The sequence below is a fragment of the Paenibacillus sp. FSL R5-0713 genome (assembly GCF_037973325.1).
Classification (GTDB): domain Bacteria; phylum Bacillota; class Bacilli; order Paenibacillales; family Paenibacillaceae; genus Paenibacillus.
The window spans coordinates 2,820,983-2,839,759 of record NZ_CP150229.1 but is presented as its reverse complement, the minus strand read 5'-3'; the positions used below and the strand labels follow the sequence as shown (position 1 = coordinate 2,839,759).

Below are 18,777 nucleotides of genomic sequence, written 5' to 3'. Positions count from 1 at the left end.
TAATGATTTGCGTTTTGTCCATTGTGATTTATAATCATCATATACGAGAGTCATTCTGTCGTACCATTATGATGCAGTCAGCGGTGATATATGAAAAGGTTCCATACATACAATAGCAGCCACATTCCAACCGAATACGAGTTCAAGCATTCCAAATGGATTCAGAAAATGCTTCATGCCTACTGGGTTGTCATCATTGCACATTTTGCCATTCAGGTTGGCTGTTTCCTGTTTCTGGAGTATGATCGCACACCTCGAGATTTCTTGATGAATGTCCTGTTCTGGCCTACGGCCATCAGCAGTTCTTGCATTTTGTTCGCAAGCTGGGTTGATCGACGCTTCAGTTCCTATTCCTTCTATACCATGTCTATCGCCAGCACCGTTATTGCCTGGACGATTATTCATGTCAATTATGATATTCGGATTATATTAGCCATCTGCCTGTTGCCCATCTTCGCTTCGGTGCTGTTCTTCAATAAAAAAAGAGTCTGGATTGTCTTTCTGATGCAGATGACAGGTTACCTTCTGGTGTTGTTCGATCCGGCCTACCGGTTGTACCTGTCTTCATTTGATATGGTATCCATTCCTGCTTTTCTAATCTTAGGTACATATGTAGCACAGGTTATCGTGACTAGCGGCGTTGAGGTTTTGGACGATCTTCAGGCCAGTATGCTTGCCAAGCAGGACCTTATTGTGCGAAATGCCATTATGACCAAACAGTCCAAAACAGATGGTTTAACCAACCTCTATAATCAAAGCTCATTCAAGGATTATTACGAAAAGGCATTCGAGTATGCCAACAGCGGCATGAGTCTGCATCTGGCTTTGATTGATATTGATGACTTTAAATCCATTAATGATACTTATGGTCATCGGGTTGGAGACATCATTCTGGAGAAGGTGTCCCTGATCATTCAGGAAACCATTACCTCCAGTGATATTGCCGCACGGTACGGGGGCGAAGAGTTCGCCTTATTGATGTTTGAGCAATCTTTCAAGCAGGCCTATGCCTTGGTGGAACAGATTCGTCAGAAGATTGCCCTGATGGGCCATCTGGAACTTGAAGGAGCTCCCATCACGGTGAGTATCGGTCTCAAAAGCTACAGTCCTAATCTAAGCAAAGACAAATTGTTTGAAGAAGTGGATGCCTGTTTGTATGCCGCCAAACGAACAGGTAAAAATAAAACCGTAACATCACTTGAACTGACTTCGCATTCGTAGAGAAAATATAAATAAAAAAAGTTGTGCTGTACTCCGGAATCCCGGTTTGTACAACACAACTTTTTTTGGGTTTGCATAACATCAGCAGGCTGATTCTCTTCATACGTTTAATGTGCTCATTCCGCCCATTCCCAGCGGTGACGATTTTGCTCCAGCCTGGGATGAAGATCACCGGATGATCCATCAATGATGAGACGCAGCTCTTTGATCCAATCCTTGAAAGAGTCAAACGAAGCAAACATATTTGCCATCTCAGTTGTCATATACAAAAAATGAGGAGCGGGATATTCCGCAGTGATATGTCGCAGTGCACTATCCACAGGCGTATATTTCTTTCTCTTGCCCTCAAGCCCCTCCACACGTATACGTGAATTGGGATGCTCCCGCCGCCAATCATGCAGACGGTCTTCTCTTTTGTAATATGCCTGGATTGTATCCTTGCTCATTCGCTTAAATGTACTCTCGTGTAAAGGATACAGCACGAGCTGTAAGAATGAACGAGTATCCATCGTTGCAACGGCACGTTCGAGTTGCTCATCAGTCACATGTTCAAACGAGTCATAAAAAGTCAGTGTCCCTTTATGGCTGGCCGCAGGTGGCTCATAACCGTAAGGTACCGATGTATATTTACCAGACATTTCACCCCTCCTTGTCTATACGATGATCCGCAGTAAGGTGATTGGGATAACCCAGCTCCTGTTATTATACGCTATTGATTCTGCTTCAACTCGGAGTAAAATGTCATTCTGTTCTTGCCTGCACGTTTGGACTCATACAATGCTTCATCCGCCATTCGGATAATCTCAGATGGGTTGTTGCTGTTGGTTGGATATTCAGCCCCTCCGATGCTACATCCAATTCGAATTCGCTCGTATTCAATAATAAACGGCTTGTTCAGACTTTGAATGATGGCTTCTGCATAAGCGCCGGCTTCTTCCCTCGGATGACTTCCGACCGACTGAAGTACAATGAGGAATTCATCTCCTCCCAATCGAACCGTTATGCCCTTCTCCTGACCAAGAGAGGACAGACGCTGGGCCACTTTTTGTAAAAGAACATCTCCAACCTGATGTCCAAGTGTATCGTTGACTCGTTTGAATCCATCCAGATCCAGATAGAGAAAAGTCAGCGTGTGATTTTCACTTTCGGTCTCCAGAGACTCCTCCAGATACACTTCAAGGGCAGTACGATTCGGCAGACTCGTTAACTGATCAAAATGTGCCAGATTCTGCATTACAACCAGCTCTGAGTCTTTATTCATCAGAGAGGTCAGCATATCGCGAAGCGAGCGGGACAACACTTCAATCTCCTTAATTCCCTTATTCTCAGGAATCTCAATCTCTTCACCTGCCCGGAGTCGATTGGCCACTCTAGTGAGACGTACAAGCGGGGCAGAGATCAGACGTGAGACAAACCAGCCAATCAGTGCAAACAGCGCAGTAACCGCAAGACCAGCCCACACATTAAACCGCATCAGGTCAAAAACAGATGCAAACGCTGTCGACTTGACTTGACGAATAACCACAGTCCAGCCTAATCCGGGATAATCCAGATGACCCTGGCTGTAGGCAAACCCTGTTACATATTCCTTACCATCAGGCCACTCTTCAATGGACCAGCTGCTTTTGTTGCGCTCGGCCTCTTCGATGCCAGGCAATGCCAACGGTTTACCGATCCATTCCTTTGGCCCCAGCAGTACGGTACGTTCCTTTTTGCTTACGATAAAGAACTCAATGTCTTTTTCTTCTCTTTTCAATGGGGCAAGCACGGACTCTTCGACTTCCTTCGCCCATGCCCAGCTTAAATGTGCAGCTAGCACACCCTGAATATGTCCCTTGCTATCCTTCAGTGGAAAACTGATATCGACAAATTGCAACGGCTCTCCCGTTGGATTCGGTAACAGCTTGGCCAGAAGTACTGCGTTATGCACATCTCCAATGAATTTACCCTTGATCCCTTCCTGATACACAGGTCGCTCTGATAAATTTTCTCCAAGCAATATACCATCTGTCGCGGCTAGCACTTTTCCCTTCGGGTTCATGAATCCAACCCATGAGAATGAGGGAAAGCTATCTTGTAGCTGATCCAGCAACATCTGAATCTCATCAGGCTGGAATCCATCTTCGAGCGAAGCCATTCGGCCCAGCAGATCCAGTTCACCGGCGCGCGCGGACATAAACCGATCCAGTTTGTCCGAAGCTTGTGAGGCCGTACCTGTAAGTGAATGACCAATCTCGGTCTCCACAGCAACGAATGATTTTTTGCTAAAAACAGATCCAATCGTCAAGGTAACCAGCAGGGATAACACAGCGAAGATGACAGTAAGCACAGTTCTAATCTTGAATGACATCATTTCCTCCATTACACGGTGAAACCATCTTGCTTTTCAACATTAGTATGCTGCAAAGGGTACACGGGATGTCACCTAATCGTTTTCATATTTATCGGAACTTGTGTGTTTTTTTATTATACAAGCCCATACAATAATTACGGAAATCTTCACCGTGTTTCTTCCATTCAAAGAATAGACACGATTCTGTATATACATACTTGGGTTATGAATATAGAGAGCAAGCATATCCCTTTGAGGATTATGCGCCTGTATGTCACAGAGAGAGTAGTCGAAATACTAAACATTGGGGGTGTAATGTTGAGCCTGCTTCATGTTGCTGTTATTCTGCCTTTTGCCGCTGGCATTCTCCTTGCCATGCTGCATCGTTTCTTCCGTAAAATTCATTTGGGATGGCCGGTCCTCATCGTCCCGGCACTATTATTTGTATACTTTACGAGTCTCATACCCGCTGTGTCACAGCGCGATACTGTATCCGGAAATATTCCATGGATTCCTTCACTGGACATTGGATTTAACCTCTATCTGGACGGTCTGAGCCTCATGCTGACACTGCTAATCACCGGAATCGGTGTCCTCGTTGTTCTCTACTCCATCTTCTATATGGATATGAAAGAGGCGCTAAACCGCTTCTACCTTTATCTGTTGATGTTCATGGGAGCTATGTTGGGCGTGGTGCTGTCTGATAATATGATCGTGCTCTACGGGTTCTGGGAATTGACCAGTATTACGTCTTTCCTGTTGATTGCATTTCATTACAAGCGCAAAGCTTCCACTTCAGGAGCACAAAAATCTTTCCTGATTACGGTATTTGGCGGTTTCGCCATGCTCACCGGATTCATGATGATGTATCTCATTACCGGAACATTCAGCATTCGTGCGACTATTGCAGGTTTGGGACAGTTTCAGGAAAGCGCACTATTCCTGCCCGCACTTGTCTTGATCTTAATTGGAGCTTTCACCAAGTCAGCCCAATTCCCGTTTCATATCTGGTTGCCGGATGCCATGGAAGCTCCGACACCTGTCAGCGCCTATCTGCATTCCGCCACGATGGTCAAGGCAGGACTGTATGTTGTGGCCCGGTTTACACCGATCTTCGGTGGACAGGGGCTCTGGTTCTGGCTAGTTACCGGCGTTGGTCTCCTGACTTTGTGTTATGGATCATTCCTGGCGGTGAAAAAAAACGATCTCAAAGCGATTCTCGCCTATTCAACCATCTCTCAACTTGGTCTGATCATGTCCCTCTTAGGGGTGGGATCTGCTGCTCTCTTCTTCGGATATGGCGAATCCTCTGCGATGTACACCGTGGCAATAACCGCTGCGCTGCTTCACCTTTTTAATCACGCGACCTTCAAGGCCGCTCTGTTCATGGTCGTAGGCATTGTTGATCATGAAACGGGTACACGTGACATCCGAAAGCTCGGTGGACTTGCTTCATTCATGCCAATTACATTCACCGTAGCATTGATCGGATCACTTGCTATGGCGGGGATACCGCCATTCAACGGATTCCTTAGCAAGGAGTTATTCTTCCAGGCGATGGTCGAAGTCACGCATCTGCGAATCTTTGGACTTGGTTCCTGGAGTGTTCTTTTGCCGGTATTGGCTTGGCTTGCAAGTGTGTTTACCCTGATCTATGCGCTGATTATCGTGTTCAAAACATTCCTCGGTCGTAGCCAAAGCGAGATCCCTGCCGAGAAGCTGCACGAAGCGCCCGTTGGTATGCTCATTCCGCCCGTTGTTCTAGGTGTTCTTGTCGTTGTATTCGGACTCTTCCCGAATCTGCTGGCCGGATCACTGATTGAACCGGCCATGGCAGCCGTACTTCCATCCCTCTTAGATGGAACTGAACGCTTCGATGTACATTTCTCCCTGTGGCATGGATGGACTCCGGAACTGATTATGACGATCGGAGTTGTGATTCTCGGAATCACTCTCTACAAGCTGTTGCCACGATGGAGGAATATTTATGAGCATTATCCGCAAGGATTAACCATTAACAATATGTACCATGTTGTACTGGATAATCTTCAGCATTATGCACGCAAATGGACGGAAGCCTATATGAATGGCTCGGTTCGTAATTATTTGGTTTACATTTTCTCATTCACGGTTGCCTTGTTGGTTTATGCCTTCTTCCGTTCAGGTGAAAATATTACCTGGAATCTGCAGGGCAATGCACCTTTCTCATTTTATGAGGTCGTTCTGCTGGTCACACTCATCGGTGCGGCGGTTTCGATTCCTTTTGCCAAAAACAGACTGTCGGCAGTCATTATGACCGGTGCGGTTGGTTACATCGTAACCCTGCTGTTTGTGCTCTTTCGGGCGCCCGATCTGGCCTTGACACAGATGATTGTCGAGACGGTATCCGTTGCATTGTTCCTGCTCTGCTTCTACCATCTGCCTGAATTGAAACGTGGCAAATCAAGCCGTAGTTATCTCACGGTAAATATGATCGTAGCGATTGCAGTCGGCGTTGTGATGACCTTTGTTGCTCTAGCTGCAAGCGGAACAGCATCACTGGACAGCATTTCTACCTTCTTCCTGCAAGAAGCGTATGACTCTGCTGGTGGTAAAAATGTCGTGAACGTGTTATTGGTTGATTTCCGTGGATTCGATACGTTACTGGAGATTATGGTGCTCGGCGTTGCTTCATTATCCATCTACTCCATGATTAATCTGAACCTCGAAGCCAAAGATCTCGGAGCCCGCTTGAAGTTCCGTAAGAAGGACGAAAGTCAGGAGTCTGAACCTGCTCTGGATGATGAAGCGGATAATACGAAAAAGTATGGTAACCGTGAACGGAGCTCATCCTCGTGGGATACTGTACCTTTGCAGAGTAATGATGTATTGCTGCAAACGACCACCAAGGTCGTTGTGTTCATCATTCTGACGTTTGCCATGCACCTGTTCTTCGCAGGACATCACAATCCGGGTGGAGGTTTTATCGGTGGCTTGGTTACAGCGGCAGCGCTCGTATTGATTGCCCTGGCATTCAGTACGGATACGATACGCAAAGCGTTACCCGTTGACTTCCGTGTTCTAACAGGAATCGGATTGGGTATCGCGTTACTGACAGGTGCAGGTTCATTTATATTCGGAGTTCCGTTCCTAAGCCAAACCTTCGGTTATTTCGAACTCCCTTTGCTAGGAGAGACAGAACTCGCCACGGCCATGCTGTTTGATCTTGGCGTGTATCTCGCTGTCCTGGGTGTCACCATGACCATCATTCTACAGATCGGGGAGGATCGCTGATATGGAAATATTGATGTGTGTAGCCGTTGGCATTCTGTTTGCGGTTGCTGTCTTTTTAATCTTGTCGCGGAGCCTACTCCGTATCGTACTTGGCATGTCCATACTAACCCATGGTGTACATCTGCTCTTGATCACCATGTCACGTCTCAAAACCGGGGCACCACCCCTGCTTGGGGAGATGGCCGAGCGCTATGTCGACCCTCTTCCTCAGGCGTTAATACTAACTTCTATTGTAATTAATTTTGGACTCACTGCGTTCTTCTTTGTTCTTTCTTATCGTTCTTATCTGAAATTAAAAACAGACGATATGGAAGAAGTAAGGGGGCGCCCATATGAATAATCTCGTCGTTCTGCCGATTCTGTTGCCTTTAATCACAGGTGTTCTGGCTTTGCTCTTTTTCCGAAAAACAAATATCCAGCGGATCATTAGTGTCATCGGGCTTTTGTTTACAGCAGCGGTCTCAACGATACTTATTACTCGTGTAACTCAAACTGGAGTGCTCACGCTTAATATGGGCGGATGGGCACCTCCCTATGGTATTGTGCTAGTTGCTGATATGGTGTCTGCGTTGCTTGTGGTTGCTGCTTCCATCATTGCGCTGGCTTGTCTGCTGTATGCATTCCGCAGTGTAAACAAGGAGAGAGAAGAACATCACTTCTATCCGTTCTTTCATTTTCTGATCGCGGGAGTTAACGGTTCATTCCTAACCGGAGATTTGTTCAATTTGTTTGTTTGCTTTGAGCTGATGCTGATCTCTTCCTATGCACTGATTGTATTGGGTAGTACGGAAAGGCAGCTTCGTGAAACGATCAAATATGTCTTGATTAACATCGTTTCGTCAGCCCTGTTTGTCGCTTCCATTGGCTTCCTTTACTCCATTACTGGCACACTGAACATGGCAGACTTGTCCGTAAAAATTGCTGAAGTGGGACAGAGCGGTGTCATCACCTTAATTGCTGTTCTCTTCCTGATTGTATTCAGCATCAAGGCCGGACTGTTCCTGTTCTTCTGGCTGTCGGGCTCTTATGCGGCACCACCTGCTGTCGTCACTGCATTGTTCGCAGGATTGCTTACCAAGGTTGGCTTGTACGCCATTGTGCGAACATTCACACTGATCTTCTATCATGATCCTGATTTCTTCCATGCCCTGATCGGATGGATGGCTGGTGCTACGATGGTTCTTGGTGTTATCGGTGCAATCTCGTACCGCGATGTGAACAAAATTCTCATCTACAACGTGGTTGCAGGTGTAGGTTTTGTCGCTTTTGGTATGGCTTCAGCCAGTCGTCCAGCGCTGGAAGGTCTGCTCTTCTACATGCTTCATGACATGTTAATCAAAACATTGCTCTTCCTGCTCGGCGGTGCGTTGATCGCAGTTGCCGGAACATCCAAACTGGACAACATGGGCGGGCTGATCCATCGCTATCCGCTGCTCGGCTGGATGTTCTTCATTAGCGCACTTGCCTTGGCAGGCTTGCCTCCATTCAGTGGTTTTCCGGGGAAGTTGCTTCTCTTCGAAGGTGGCTTGCAGGCAGGCTTGTATGGTCTGACCGGTATTGCGGTGCTCTCCAGCTTGTTAATGTTATATTCGGTACTGCGCATCTTCATACAAGCGTTCTGGGGCGAACCGCCTGCCGGTGTTGCAAGACGGCCATACGCGGTGAACGGCCTGCTGATTCCTGCCGGAATTCTGTTTGTATTCATCATCGTAATGGGTGTGGGGGCTGAAGGCATGTTCCAATTGACCTCCCGCGCAGGCGATATTCTACTGCATCCCAATATTTATATTGATGCCGTATTGAAGGAGTAGATGTCTATGGCCTTTCAGATTGTACTTAATCTTATCATTGCCTTTGTATGGATGTTTTTGAACAACGCCTGGAATGGTGTTGGTTTTCTCATAGGTTACCTGCTCGGACTACTTCTCATCGGGGGGATGCGGAGATTCTTCCCCCAGCGCTTCTATATTGTTCGAGTCTGGGCCATCTGCAAACTGATTACATTACTGTTCAAGGAACTGGTGCGAGCCAGCATTGAGGTTATACGCCAGATTATCAAGCCCAAGCTCGACATAAGGCCCGGTATTTTTACGTATAAAACTCAATTGTCCTCGGATTGGGAGGTCACCCTGCTCTGCCTACTTATTTCATTAACACCGGGTTCTCTGCCACTTGAGATCTCGGGTAACCAACGCAAACTGTTTATCCACGCGCTAGATATCAAGGATGAACAGAAAATGAGAGATAATATTCAAAACACATTCGAAAAAGCAATTATGGAGGTGACGCGTTAATGTTATCCTCACTGTTGTTCATCTCATTGCTCATTCTCTCCTTAGCCATACTAGGGTGCTTGTATAGGGTGCTTCGGGGACCATCCATGGCTGATCGGATCACAGCATTGGACACCATCGGTATCAATGTAATTGCCATCGTCGCCGTTCTTTCGATGATGCTGCAAACTCAGGCATATCTGGATATCATCTTGCTGATTGGTATTCTGGCTTTTCTAAGTACAGTGGCATTTGCACGTTATATTGAACGGGGGGCGGTATTCAAAAATGATGGAGATCGTTAAGGTAACCGCTGAAACAGCCATAGGTTTACTCGTACTGCTTGGTGCATTGCTTAGCGCCCTCAGTGCGTTCGGACTTATTCGTCTGCCCGATGTATATCTACGAGCCCATGCCGCAACCAAAAGTATGACGCTTGGCGTGTTCTGTGTACTAAGCGCTACGTTTTTCTACTTCTGGTACTTCGATAACTATATCAGTGCCCGTTTGTTGTTAGGTATCCTGTTTGTATTCATCACGGCTCCGGTCGCCGGACATCTGAACGGACGGGCCGCCTATCGCACAGATGTACCACTGTGGGAGCAGAGTGTACAAGATGAACTGGAACCCTTGTTAAAAGGTAAAAAGGTGAACCATGAAGCCAAAGACATGATGGAGTGATCCTCCATCTCAGAAATAGCGAATACCCCCAAGGATCAGCCGCCCTTTTCGCGGGCTGTTCACGGGGGTATTTTTTAATTTATCATACGCAATTCATATCATATCCGGATCATGCAGGCAGATAATATTCATCATTAGAATCCACTCAATCCCTGTCTTTTCAGATCCGCAGCCACAATGCGTGCAAGCTGTGCAGCACCTTGACGATTCGGATGCAGACTATCCCCCGTCATATACAGAGCGAGTGTTGCCGCCGGACCAATGGACGTGAAATAAGCAGAACTCAACTTATTCAGTTCAACCAGTGTGACCCCCTCTTCCTGAGCCAGTGCACGAGTCGATTGATTATACCAGCGGTTCTCCGCTTGATGTACATTGGCTGTATTAAAGTCTGTTGCCCGGCCTTGTGGCGTGGAGAGGATAACCGTTGCTCCTTTGTTCTTCGCCTGACGCACCATATCCCGCATAATCTCTTTAAACTGCGCCTCCGTTGTATTGTTCTTGGCATTGGTATCGTTAATCCCGAATTGCAAAATAAAATAATCTCCCGGCTTGATATACTTCAGAATCGCCTCCATCTGACCATCGTCGCGGAATCCTCTCGCAAACTGACCACTTGATGCCATATTACGAACCTGGAACGTAGCGTTGTTCACATAAGACGGTAACAGCTGCCCCCACCCTCCTTGAACACTGCTGCCAAGCGGATAGTAATTACAAACTGTTGAGTCACCACCGATATAGATCGTGCGGTTGGTTACGGTCTGATTGGATATCTTCCGAATCTCGAGTGCGCTGAGTGTAAATGCAGTACCTGCTTTTCCTTCCGTAATGAGCAGATTGAGTTGCCCATCAGTTATCGGAATTTGAAATTGATCCGTCGCCCCGTTGCCCGTCATGTTGATGATCTGGTACACCCCTTCTGCCGCCACACTTGCTCTGGCTGTATTGCCCAGTACCACTTTGACCTCATATAGGCCATTGGACAAGTTCACATTGAAGGTGTTGTTGCTCTTCGTGCCAAACGTCAGAAACTGTACGGCGTCACTCATTACTCCGCTTCCAGAAGCAGACACATTTCGCATATTGGCTGGTGTATTGAACCCATACCCTTTAGTAGCCGTGTAGGCATCTCCTGCGGACACGCCTGTGTAACCGCTCTCAACCGGACCCGAACCGAAATCAAATCTGTAATTGTCCGTTGCTGCCTTGGCAACTTGCCCTCCACTGCTTCCCAGACCGATGCTCAACGTACTTGCAAACAGAATAAAACAGAGCAGAAACTTTACCAATGTTGACCATTTCATCACTGAATTCTCCTCTCGAATCCATATTAGGTTGGTGCATGATCCACAACTTTACAGAACTCGATCAAGCCAGTCATAGGCCTTCGCTCCGCTAATCTCATGTCCACCTGTAAAGAAATCCGCATCCAGTGCTTCTGATGCCCCCGCTTGTTCATAGATGTATGTCAATCGCTTATAGGCCTCTCTTGCTGCATCGAGCGGAAATACCTGATCATCACTTCCAGCTTCAATAAAGAGTGGTCTAGGTACAATCAAGCCGATGAGATCGGGCAACTCCGCTTCACGCAGGATACCTGGCACATAATTGTCCAGACAATGGTTGCGATCCAGTATGCTGCCCTGGAATGTACTTGCATAGCCACTTACTACAGCTGCATGGAAGCGTTCATCCAATGCGGCTGAAAATGCCGTAACCAGACCACCACCCGAGATACCCATGCTTCCAATTCGCTCCGTATCCACTTCTGGTCGGGTCAATAGATAATCCAGTACTCTAGTTGTTTCATATACCCTGTGCCCGGCGAGAGTCTTCCCCACCATGAGCAGATGCGCCGCAATCTTCGTACAGGAGCTTACCCCTGGTGGCGTATCGCGGTCCTCTGCCAGTCTTCGATCACCGAACCCGAGCAGCTCTGGAGCCGCAACCACATATCCACGCTTCACAAGCGCTACTGCAAAATCCTTGTGTAATCCGGGCTCTCCAGTCCGTGGTGAACCATCCGGTTCCATACCAGAGATCTCTCGGCTACCATAGCCATGCCCATGACAAGCAACGATAGCAGGTCTTCTCACCTCGGTAGTGCTTCCATCCCCTGGAATCAATACATACACAGGCATACGGAGCCCGGCATAGGTCGTGATCTCAACCCGCTCCCGGATATACCCGTCACATGGGATGCGCTCCAGTAAGACAGGATTCAATGCTGCGTCCCTGGTTGGAAAACCGCCCAGCCGCTCTTTCACGCGGGTACATAACTGACTGCGCCATAACTCCAGGGGTTGATCTGCCTGATATGCGGAACGTCCACGGAGATTCGTTTGTTGTTGTAAATAGGCTTCAATATCCGACATGGGCCTGTGTCCCTCCTGTTTTTCGTAAAGATAACGTAGATAGAAGACTGTCATATGGAATGAATCCCATCCATTATAGAACATTGATGTCTCCCATGAATTGAACATGTTTGCCTGTTTTGAATAGAATCATACGATTTCTAGCCAAAAAGGATATCTCCAACCTGAAGACAGGTTACGGAAATACCCTTCATTTGATCTGACCTGGCAGCCACCAGTTCCACCTGCCCATTAATCTCATCAACGCAGGTACCAATATTAGGCGGATCAATGTAACGTCAATCAATACCGCTGCCGTGATTCCAATCCCTAATTGCCTCACACCTGCAACTTCAGCAAAAGCAAACGGCACAGTCACCGCAAGTAGAATTGCCGCTGCGGAAGTGACCAGACGACCGGTAGAAGCCAGTCCTTGTTGGACAGCTCCATCACTGTCTCCTGTTCGTCTGTACACCTCCTGAATACGACTTAACATAAATACCCCATAATCCATGGATATGCCAAACACCAATCCTGCAATGAATACAGGGATCATAATGGCAATGTCTGATTGCTCCATGCCCAGATGTCCTTCATTAAACACCCATACCAAAATGCCAAATGAAGCGGCTAAGCTGAGCAGATTCATCACAATCGCTTTGATTGGAATGAGTAGAGATCGGAATGCCGCCAGTAACACAAGATAATTGGTGACGACTACAAATACCAGCACTTTAGGCAGTTGATGTGTAACTTCCTGCATGATTTCATCCTGCTTGGCAGCTTCCCCACCATAACGCAGTTTTACATTGTTGGAACCTAGTGCATGATCGCTATTCCTCATCCGTTTCAGCCAATCTGCGACCTGCTCCGATCCAGGCTCCCCATGCACGGTGGCTACCAATCGTATGGAATAATCAGAGACCGTTGAACGCAGCCATGCCGTCCTTGTTGACTCCTTGCCTTCTATGGAAGGCGACGACGATGGAATTGTAAACAGGTTTGGTGAGCCATTCTGATTAGGCTGTAATAGGCCCCATGGTGAAACAATGCTCAATACGTCCGAGTCCTGAAGTAATTGACGTGCTTTGTTGTGGGCCGTCTGCCAGTGTGAGGTAGTTAACCGTTCCTGCTGTGCACCAATCACGATCTCGATGGTGGAGGTATTCTTTTGCCCATAATCATGCTGCAACAGCTCTGCTGCCTGGCGGGACTCCATTCTGGCTGGCAGTGAAGAGACATCCGGGACAGACAGTTCCAGCCGGGTCACTGGATAGACACACAGGAGCAGCACGATCGTACCTCCAATTGCCATGCTGACTGGACGTTTCATGACCATTGCTGACCATCTGTGCCACACTGAACCTCTAGGTAACGAATGAATTGAATTTTGCCTGAAGACGCGATCCGCGAACAGTGACAGTAGAGCTGGCAGCAGTGTAAGATTTAACAATAGTGATAGAAGCAGAACAGTGACGGCCCCCAAGGAGACACTCAGAAACATTGGCAGCCTGATCCAGAGCAGACCCAGCAGCCCGAGGAGTACGCAAGCTGCCGAGAACAACACTGCTCTGCCTGCTGTACGTAATGTTCTTTGAAGAATCTCGCTCTGCATAACCAGGCTTCTTCCCGGAATATTAGCTGCACCTTCATCTTTATAGGCCCGCTGAACTTCTTCCCTGTACCTGCTCAGGATGATCAGGGCAAAATCTATACTGAGTGCCATGCCCACCATGGGAATAACGTTAATGATAAAGTTGGACAATTCCAGATGATAACCAAGGAGCGTTGTGGCTCCCATCGCTGTAATCACAGCACTGATGCCCATCATGACAGCAATCAATGCGGCATATAACCCCCTGAAAGCGCAGCACAGAACGATTAGGGCAATCGGCAGCCCCACCATCTCTGCCCGTTCCAGGTCACGAAAACTCAGATGATTCACATCCTGTTGTACGACGGTCTTGCCGGTCAATTGGACCGTACCTGGACCGTCTGTTGCCAGCAAGGCGCGCAACTGCTCAATTGGAGGACCCATCTGATGTGGGGGCACATCCATCTTCACAAGGGCATATGCCCTGTGATTTTGCAGCGTCACCCTTTCGCCAGCATCCAGCGGGAACGTGACAGAGCTTACCGCAGGCAACACTTGAACCTGTGTCAGACGCTCCCTGATCCACTGTCGGAACGCTAACGGCGAGGTATTATCCTTTTTCTCAAAAACCAGAATAACCGGATTCGCAGGAGAAGCGAATTCGTCCTCCAGAACAAGCTCTACGGCTTGCGCATCCCCGTGAACCCGTCTCAATCCGTGATCCTGGACAATGTCAGGCAACCTCCACGCCCAGACCGCTGACATCCCGATGATAAATACCCAGCAGAGAATAATGAACCGTGGATATCGGCTGATGAAGGCAGCAAGTCTGCGATAAGCCATACCTAAGCTCCTCTGCGATCAGATTAGTCATTCGATTACGTTCATCGGTAAGATCGTACGCACATCCAGCCACTTGCGGTGCATGTCTCCTTCACTCGGATTCGCGAACTAATGGATGCCTTGCTTCACAGGTGTTCTGTTCGCCATGGGCACAGGAATGTATGTAAAAGGGAGTAATTCTGCGGTCAGTCCGGGTCCAAAGGCAAGCGCTATTCCACTCGAGTAATCTTCTTTTTGTCTGTAATCCTCGCGGATGGCTTGAAGTACAAAGAGAATTGTCACAGACGACAGGTTGCCATAATCCCGCAGGATGTTACGACTGTATGAGACCTGCTCATCTGTCAACTGATACAGCTTCTGAACGGCATCCACGATGCCTCTGCCTCCCGGATGGATCGCCCATATTTCAGGTAAACTCCCCCCCTCGAGAAGTCGCTCAACCTCTGGCCCAAGATGCAGACCAAGCAGCTTTGGAATCTGTGGTGACAGATAGAGGTCAAAGCCTGTATTGCCCACTTCCCAGATCATTTCTTCTGCACAATCCGGGAGCAGCGTTGAGTACCCACGCCCTAGTCGAAAACATTCATTACGGTCTGTTCCGGACGCACCAATAACACAGGCAGATGCACCATCACCGAAGAACGATGCAGCATACAGGTCGTCCCGTTTGGAAGATGGCTGAAAATGAAGCGTGCACAGCTCCACACACACGATGAGAACCATGGCCTTCTGATCGGTCGTTACAATGGAATTCGCGAGTTGTATCGCCTTCAGACCCGCTGCACATCCTTGAAACACCAGCGGAATCCGGTTAATCTGCGGTGACAGTTCAAGCTGCTGGATCAGCCGAACATCAAGTCCGGGCAGGAATTGGCCCGTGCAACTTACTGTAATGAGATGTGTAATTTCCGAGGAGGATACGTCCGCATCCTGAAGCGCTTGTACGGCCGCCTCCAGACCAAGGGGAACAGCAGCAGCTTTGTATTTGCCCATGCGCTCGGATGTAGTCGGAACTTCCTCCCTACTCGTGAAAGGTAAGTATCGGCAAGAATCAACAGGCTCAAGCAGATTCGGTTCACACGTATAACGAGTTTCCACACCGCACTGATTAAAGATTCGTTTCGCCCATCGTCTCGCATCCGGCTCATGTTCCAGCGCCTGTGCGAGACGGGCAGACACATCCTTTTGCTCAATACGGTGGACTGGCCAAGCCGTTCCTATTCCCATAATACTTGCCCCTGTAGTTTCCTCAAGCTGGTTCATCAGCTTAACCCCCTATATAATCTTTTCTTTCTCATCAAAAGTGGGCTTGTTAAACGACCTATATATCAAATAGGTTCATATAAAAATGTGCAGGTTATAGTACAAGTCTATTCACTCCCTGTCCCGTTTATGTTCATATCACAACGAAAGGCGGACAACCTATGCGAGTTTCGCATGTGTTGTCCGCCTTTATCTACAAAATTAAACCCTTTCACAAATTACATATAAGATCTTTCATACCTATTCAGGGCGTATTATGGTAAATCTCTCTCCGAGCTTGGCATAATCATTACCCGCAAGTCGGCTGACTGGTTTCAAATGATCCATCAGGATATACCCCTTGTCCGGATTATAGACTTGTTCGCTGAAATGATACTGTACTATGCGTACCAGTAGCAAATCACTCATCGGTTTGCCATCATCGTTGGTAATGGGAATGTGCTGATACAGCTCACACTCCATTCGAATAAGGGCTTCCTTTATTCCCGGCACGGTGACCTTTGTACTTGGTACTGTAGTCAGTTTCGTCCGCTCAAGCTCACTTTCATGAGGTTCAAGGATAGCTGCTGTCTCATTTACTTCTGCTATGATTGCTTCATCACATATATGCACGACCAACTCTTTATGAGCAAGTACATTACGTGCAGTATCTTTCATCATGCCGTCTTTACGCGCAACGGATATGGATAACAGCGGTGGGTCCGAGCTAACCACATTGAAAAAACTGAAAGGTGCTGCATTGATCACATCATTCTCATCTGAACGTGTTGTCACAAAAGCAATAGGACGTGGTACCACCGAACCACTCATCAGTTTATAGTTGTCTCTTCCCGTTATTTCGCGTGGATCCAATGTATACATATGTAAATATCCCCTTCCCTGCTCGTGTAATAAGTGTCCATTTCACTTCAAAACACGTTAACACACTCATATTTATTATATAACGTAAAATGCCGAATTAACAAAAAACTCCCTGGGCCCATTGCACCAGAGAGTAGGAATATGCTTTTTCATATCGACTATTTGTTATTTAACAATGCTGTTCTGAATGTCTTCCATAATTTGAAGGTTCGCTTGAACTCCACTATACAACCAGCTGCTGGACCGGGTGAATTCAAACAAATTACCATTTTTCACAGCCGGAATGCTTTGCCACACTGGATCTTTCAGTGCTTCCGCCCCAGTACCTTCATCACTATTCACAAAGAACAAGTAGTCTACATCCATTTCCGCCAGCTTCTCCAAAGAGATGGAAGACCAGTTACCTGTTGCATTGGCAGAGATTTCTTTTACAACTTCAGGCTCTTGAAGGCCAAGTTCTTTATACATTACTTCTCCACTTGATACATTGTCACTTACAATAAAGAACTTGCCACTAACCAACCAAATGGCCGCTGCCGATTTCGTTCCACCTGTAACGTTGTTGATCTTTTCCTTAATTTCTGTAGCTTTAACTTCGTAATCATCCAGCGCTTTTTGTGCTTCATCACTCTTATTCAATATCTCACCGATTTTCAGCAATGTTTTACGCCAGTCGCTATTGATCTCATCGCCAAGTACATAAGTAGGTGCAATCTTACTGTACTGTTCGTATTTTTCTCCTTCAACCACACTTTCAGAACCAATAATAATCAGATCCGGGTTGAAACTTGCTACCGCTTCAAAAGGAAGATCGAAGGCAATCGTTGGAATACCGTTCAGATCTTTTTGCAAATATTCCTGAATGCCGTTTGCTACTGACCACTGTGCTGCTGGCTTAACACCTAGTGTTACCAGATTGTCTTCTAGATAAGATGCGATAATACGCTCCGGATTCGCCGGGATTTTCACTTCGTGTCCCATTGCATCTGTCATGGTTCGCTCTGTAGCGGCTTCTGTTTGCGTCTCTGTCTCGGTTGTTGTATCGTTCTCTCCTGCTGCTCCGTTCTCTGCCGGCTTCGCTCCACATGCTGCTAACCAGATGGACATAACCATCACCGTAATCAAAAGTGTGATCATCTTTTTATTTCTCTTAAACACTTTATTATCCCCTTTCAATATGGAAACCTTATTGGCTGTATTGGGACAGATATCTACGTTCAAAAACAATGATATTATTATTGATACATATAATACCCGTATGTACATTTGTCCAATTCCATTGACAATGATAATTGTTATCAGTTCAATTGTCAATTCGATTATGTCCGAGCGAAGCATATAAAATCTTCTTGGCGGCATTCACGTATAGGCGGATGCCGCCATATGCTGAATGCAGAATACGACGACAGGAAGGATGTTCTATACATGTATTACGAATATAGTCCTTATCTAAGTTATGGAGAAGACCGCTCCTTTCAATTGCCTCCACTATTCCCAGGAGGTGGCGGTGGCGGCATACCGGGTGGTCAGACGTATCCGGGTACCCCTGGAGGTCAAGGCTCCTATCCTCCATTCATTCCAGGCGGAGGACCAGGTCCATATATTCCTGGAGGCATTCCGGGTACAGCACCGGGCGTACCTGCGCAACTGGCACAAGGCAATCTGCCAACGCTGCTTAGCGCCTATCCGCGTCCGGTAGGTCAGCCTCCCGCAGAGATGCTTTTTCTGTATAACCTGATCAAAAGCAGCCCGGGTCTGCTTCCACTCTTCCTCCAGCAACAGCCGCAAAGTCTCACTCAAGCTGTACAATTTGCACAGACGGGTGCAGCGGCACCGCGAGAAAACGAAGAACGTGCACTGCCCAACTTTTGCTATAACCGATGGTCCCTTGTCTTCACATACAATGATGTGTACCTGATGTGGCCTGCCATCAATCTGTTCGGTTTTGTAGTGGGGTACTTCTATCCATTCCTCACGCCAGGCATACTGTCCAATACACAGATTTTGTTTGCGCTCTGCTAAACTTGTCCTTAGCGACAGCAAGAGCCTCATTTGGAAGTATGATTTCTTCCAAGTGAG

Annotated in this window: 16 protein-coding genes; 8 read left to right on the top strand and 8 right to left on the bottom strand. The window is 47.3% G+C overall.

Annotated features, from left to right (window positions below; translation table 11 throughout):
* Window positions 1-90: 90 nt before the first annotated feature.
* Window positions 91-1,221 (top strand): GGDEF domain-containing protein, encoded by a 1,131-nt coding sequence (locus tag MKZ12_RS12985; RefSeq protein ID WP_339242076.1) that lies wholly within the window; start codon window positions 91-93, stop codon window positions 1,219-1,221.
* Between the two features lie 116 nt (window positions 1,222-1,337).
* On the opposite strand, the gene MKZ12_RS12980 is transcribed toward MKZ12_RS12985, so the two are convergent.
* Both MKZ12_RS12980 and MKZ12_RS12975 read right to left on the bottom strand, forming a co-directional pair.
* On the bottom strand, window positions 1,338-1,859 hold the full coding sequence (locus MKZ12_RS12980) for a hypothetical protein (protein WP_339260753.1): 522 nt from the start codon (window positions 1,857-1,859) through the stop codon (window positions 1,338-1,340).
* A gap of 71 nt (window positions 1,860-1,930) precedes the next feature.
* Window positions 1,931-3,574: a diguanylate cyclase gene (locus MKZ12_RS12975; RefSeq protein ID WP_339260752.1), complete on the bottom strand. Its 1,644-nt coding sequence runs from the start codon at window positions 3,572-3,574 to the stop codon at window positions 1,931-1,933.
* Window positions 3,575-3,871: 297 nt separating this feature from the next.
* On the opposite strand from MKZ12_RS12975, the gene MKZ12_RS12970 reads away from it, so the two are divergent.
* Genes MKZ12_RS12970 through mnhG form a run of 6 tightly spaced genes read left to right on the top strand, consistent with a single transcriptional unit; the run spans window position 3,872 to window position 9,780 of the window.
* Entirely contained in the window at window positions 3,872-6,826 is a 2,955-nt protein-coding gene (locus MKZ12_RS12970; RefSeq protein ID WP_339261396.1) for a Na+/H+ antiporter subunit A, read from the top strand.
* A gap of 1 nt (window position 6,827) precedes the next feature.
* Window positions 6,828-7,166: a Na(+)/H(+) antiporter subunit C gene (locus MKZ12_RS12965; protein WP_036670645.1), complete on the top strand. Its 339-nt coding sequence runs from the start codon at window positions 6,828-6,830 to the stop codon at window positions 7,164-7,166.
* Window positions 7,159-8,637 carry a Na+/H+ antiporter subunit D gene (locus MKZ12_RS12960; RefSeq protein WP_339242070.1) on the top strand — a complete coding sequence of 493 codons (1,479 nt, stop codon included), beginning with the start codon at window positions 7,159-7,161 and terminating at the stop codon, window positions 8,635-8,637. Before MKZ12_RS12965 ends, MKZ12_RS12960 begins: the two co-directional genes overlap by 8 nt.
* Before the next feature lie 6 nt (window positions 8,638-8,643).
* Entirely contained in the window at window positions 8,644-9,120 is a 477-nt protein-coding gene (locus MKZ12_RS12955) for a Na+/H+ antiporter subunit E (RefSeq protein WP_339242068.1), read from the top strand.
* Entirely contained in the window at window positions 9,120-9,404 is a 285-nt protein-coding gene (locus MKZ12_RS12950) for a Na(+)/H(+) antiporter subunit F1 (protein WP_017688855.1), read from the top strand. Before MKZ12_RS12955 ends, MKZ12_RS12950 begins: the two co-directional genes overlap by 1 nt.
* The gene (gene mnhG / locus MKZ12_RS12945) at window positions 9,388-9,780 is read left to right on the top strand and encodes a monovalent cation/H(+) antiporter subunit G (protein ID WP_076249568.1); all 393 of its coding nucleotides are present in this window, start codon (window positions 9,388-9,390) and stop codon (window positions 9,778-9,780) included. Before MKZ12_RS12950 ends, mnhG begins: the two co-directional genes overlap by 17 nt.
* Before the next feature lie 134 nt (window positions 9,781-9,914).
* Here mnhG and MKZ12_RS12940 read toward each other — a convergent pair whose 3' ends face one another.
* From MKZ12_RS12940 to MKZ12_RS12915, 6 genes are all read right to left on the bottom strand, one after another.
* A complete protein-coding gene (locus tag MKZ12_RS12940; RefSeq protein ID WP_339242065.1) occupies window positions 9,915-11,087 on the bottom strand; it encodes a GDSL-type esterase/lipase family protein in 1,173 nt (390 codons plus the stop codon).
* 51 nt (window positions 11,088-11,138) lie between these two features.
* Window positions 11,139-12,158 (bottom strand): alpha/beta hydrolase family protein, encoded by a 1,020-nt coding sequence (locus MKZ12_RS12935; protein WP_339260751.1) that lies wholly within the window; start codon window positions 12,156-12,158, stop codon window positions 11,139-11,141.
* Window positions 12,159-12,348: 190 nt separating this feature from the next.
* Window positions 12,349-14,574 carry an MMPL family transporter gene (locus tag MKZ12_RS12930; protein WP_339260749.1) on the bottom strand — a complete coding sequence of 742 codons (2,226 nt, stop codon included), beginning with the start codon at window positions 14,572-14,574 and terminating at the stop codon, window positions 12,349-12,351.
* Between the two features lie 108 nt (window positions 14,575-14,682).
* Window positions 14,683-15,837, bottom strand: a complete 1,155-nt coding sequence (locus tag MKZ12_RS12925; protein ID WP_339242059.1) for a type III polyketide synthase — start codon at window positions 15,835-15,837, stop codon at window positions 14,683-14,685.
* Window positions 15,838-16,077: 240 nt separating this feature from the next.
* A complete protein-coding gene (locus MKZ12_RS12920) occupies window positions 16,078-16,698 on the bottom strand; it encodes a flavin reductase family protein (RefSeq protein ID WP_339260748.1) in 621 nt (206 codons plus the stop codon).
* A gap of 165 nt (window positions 16,699-16,863) precedes the next feature.
* Window positions 16,864-17,856, bottom strand: coding sequence for an iron-hydroxamate ABC transporter substrate-binding protein (locus MKZ12_RS12915; protein WP_339260747.1), 993 nt, complete (start codon window positions 17,854-17,856; stop codon window positions 16,864-16,866).
* A 267-nt stretch (window positions 17,857-18,123) separates the two neighbouring features.
* Here MKZ12_RS12915 and MKZ12_RS12910 point away from each other — a divergent pair, with 267 nt between their 5' ends.
* Window positions 18,124-18,720, top strand: a complete 597-nt coding sequence (locus MKZ12_RS12910; RefSeq protein WP_339260746.1) for a hypothetical protein — start codon at window positions 18,124-18,126, stop codon at window positions 18,718-18,720.
* Window positions 18,721-18,777: the final 57 nt, after the last annotated feature.

Excerpts from the sequence above, each read along its gene's own strand:
- MKZ12_RS12985 (WP_339242076.1), top strand. The coding sequence starts at position 91 with ATGAAAAGGTTCCATACATACAATAGCAGCCACATTCCAACCGAATAC.
- MKZ12_RS12980 (WP_339260753.1), bottom strand. The coding sequence starts at position 1,859 with ATGTCTGGTAAATATACATCGGTACCTTACGGTTATGAGCCACCTGCG.
- MKZ12_RS12975 (WP_339260752.1), bottom strand. The coding sequence starts at position 3,574 with ATGATGTCATTCAAGATTAGAACTGTGCTTACTGTCATCTTCGCTGTG.
- MKZ12_RS12965 (WP_036670645.1), top strand. The coding sequence starts at position 6,828 with ATGGAAATATTGATGTGTGTAGCCGTTGGCATTCTGTTTGCGGTTGCT.
- MKZ12_RS12960 (WP_339242070.1), top strand. The coding sequence starts at position 7,159 with ATGAATAATCTCGTCGTTCTGCCGATTCTGTTGCCTTTAATCACAGGT.
- MKZ12_RS12955 (WP_339242068.1), top strand. The coding sequence starts at position 8,644 with ATGGCCTTTCAGATTGTACTTAATCTTATCATTGCCTTTGTATGGATG.
- MKZ12_RS12950 (WP_017688855.1), top strand. The coding sequence starts at position 9,120 with ATGTTATCCTCACTGTTGTTCATCTCATTGCTCATTCTCTCCTTAGCC.
- mnhG (WP_076249568.1), top strand. The coding sequence starts at position 9,388 with ATGATGGAGATCGTTAAGGTAACCGCTGAAACAGCCATAGGTTTACTC.
- MKZ12_RS12940 (WP_339242065.1), bottom strand. The coding sequence starts at position 11,087 with ATGAAATGGTCAACATTGGTAAAGTTTCTGCTCTGTTTTATTCTGTTT.
- MKZ12_RS12935 (WP_339260751.1), bottom strand. The coding sequence starts at position 12,158 with ATGTCGGATATTGAAGCCTATTTACAACAACAAACGAATCTCCGTGGA.
- MKZ12_RS12930 (WP_339260749.1), bottom strand. The coding sequence starts at position 14,574 with ATGGCTTATCGCAGACTTGCTGCCTTCATCAGCCGATATCCACGGTTC.
- MKZ12_RS12925 (WP_339242059.1), bottom strand. The coding sequence starts at position 15,837 with ATGAACCAGCTTGAGGAAACTACAGGGGCAAGTATTATGGGAATAGGA.
- MKZ12_RS12920 (WP_339260748.1), bottom strand. The coding sequence starts at position 16,698 with ATGTATACATTGGATCCACGCGAAATAACGGGAAGAGACAACTATAAA.
- MKZ12_RS12910 (WP_339260746.1), top strand. The coding sequence starts at position 18,124 with ATGTATTACGAATATAGTCCTTATCTAAGTTATGGAGAAGACCGCTCC.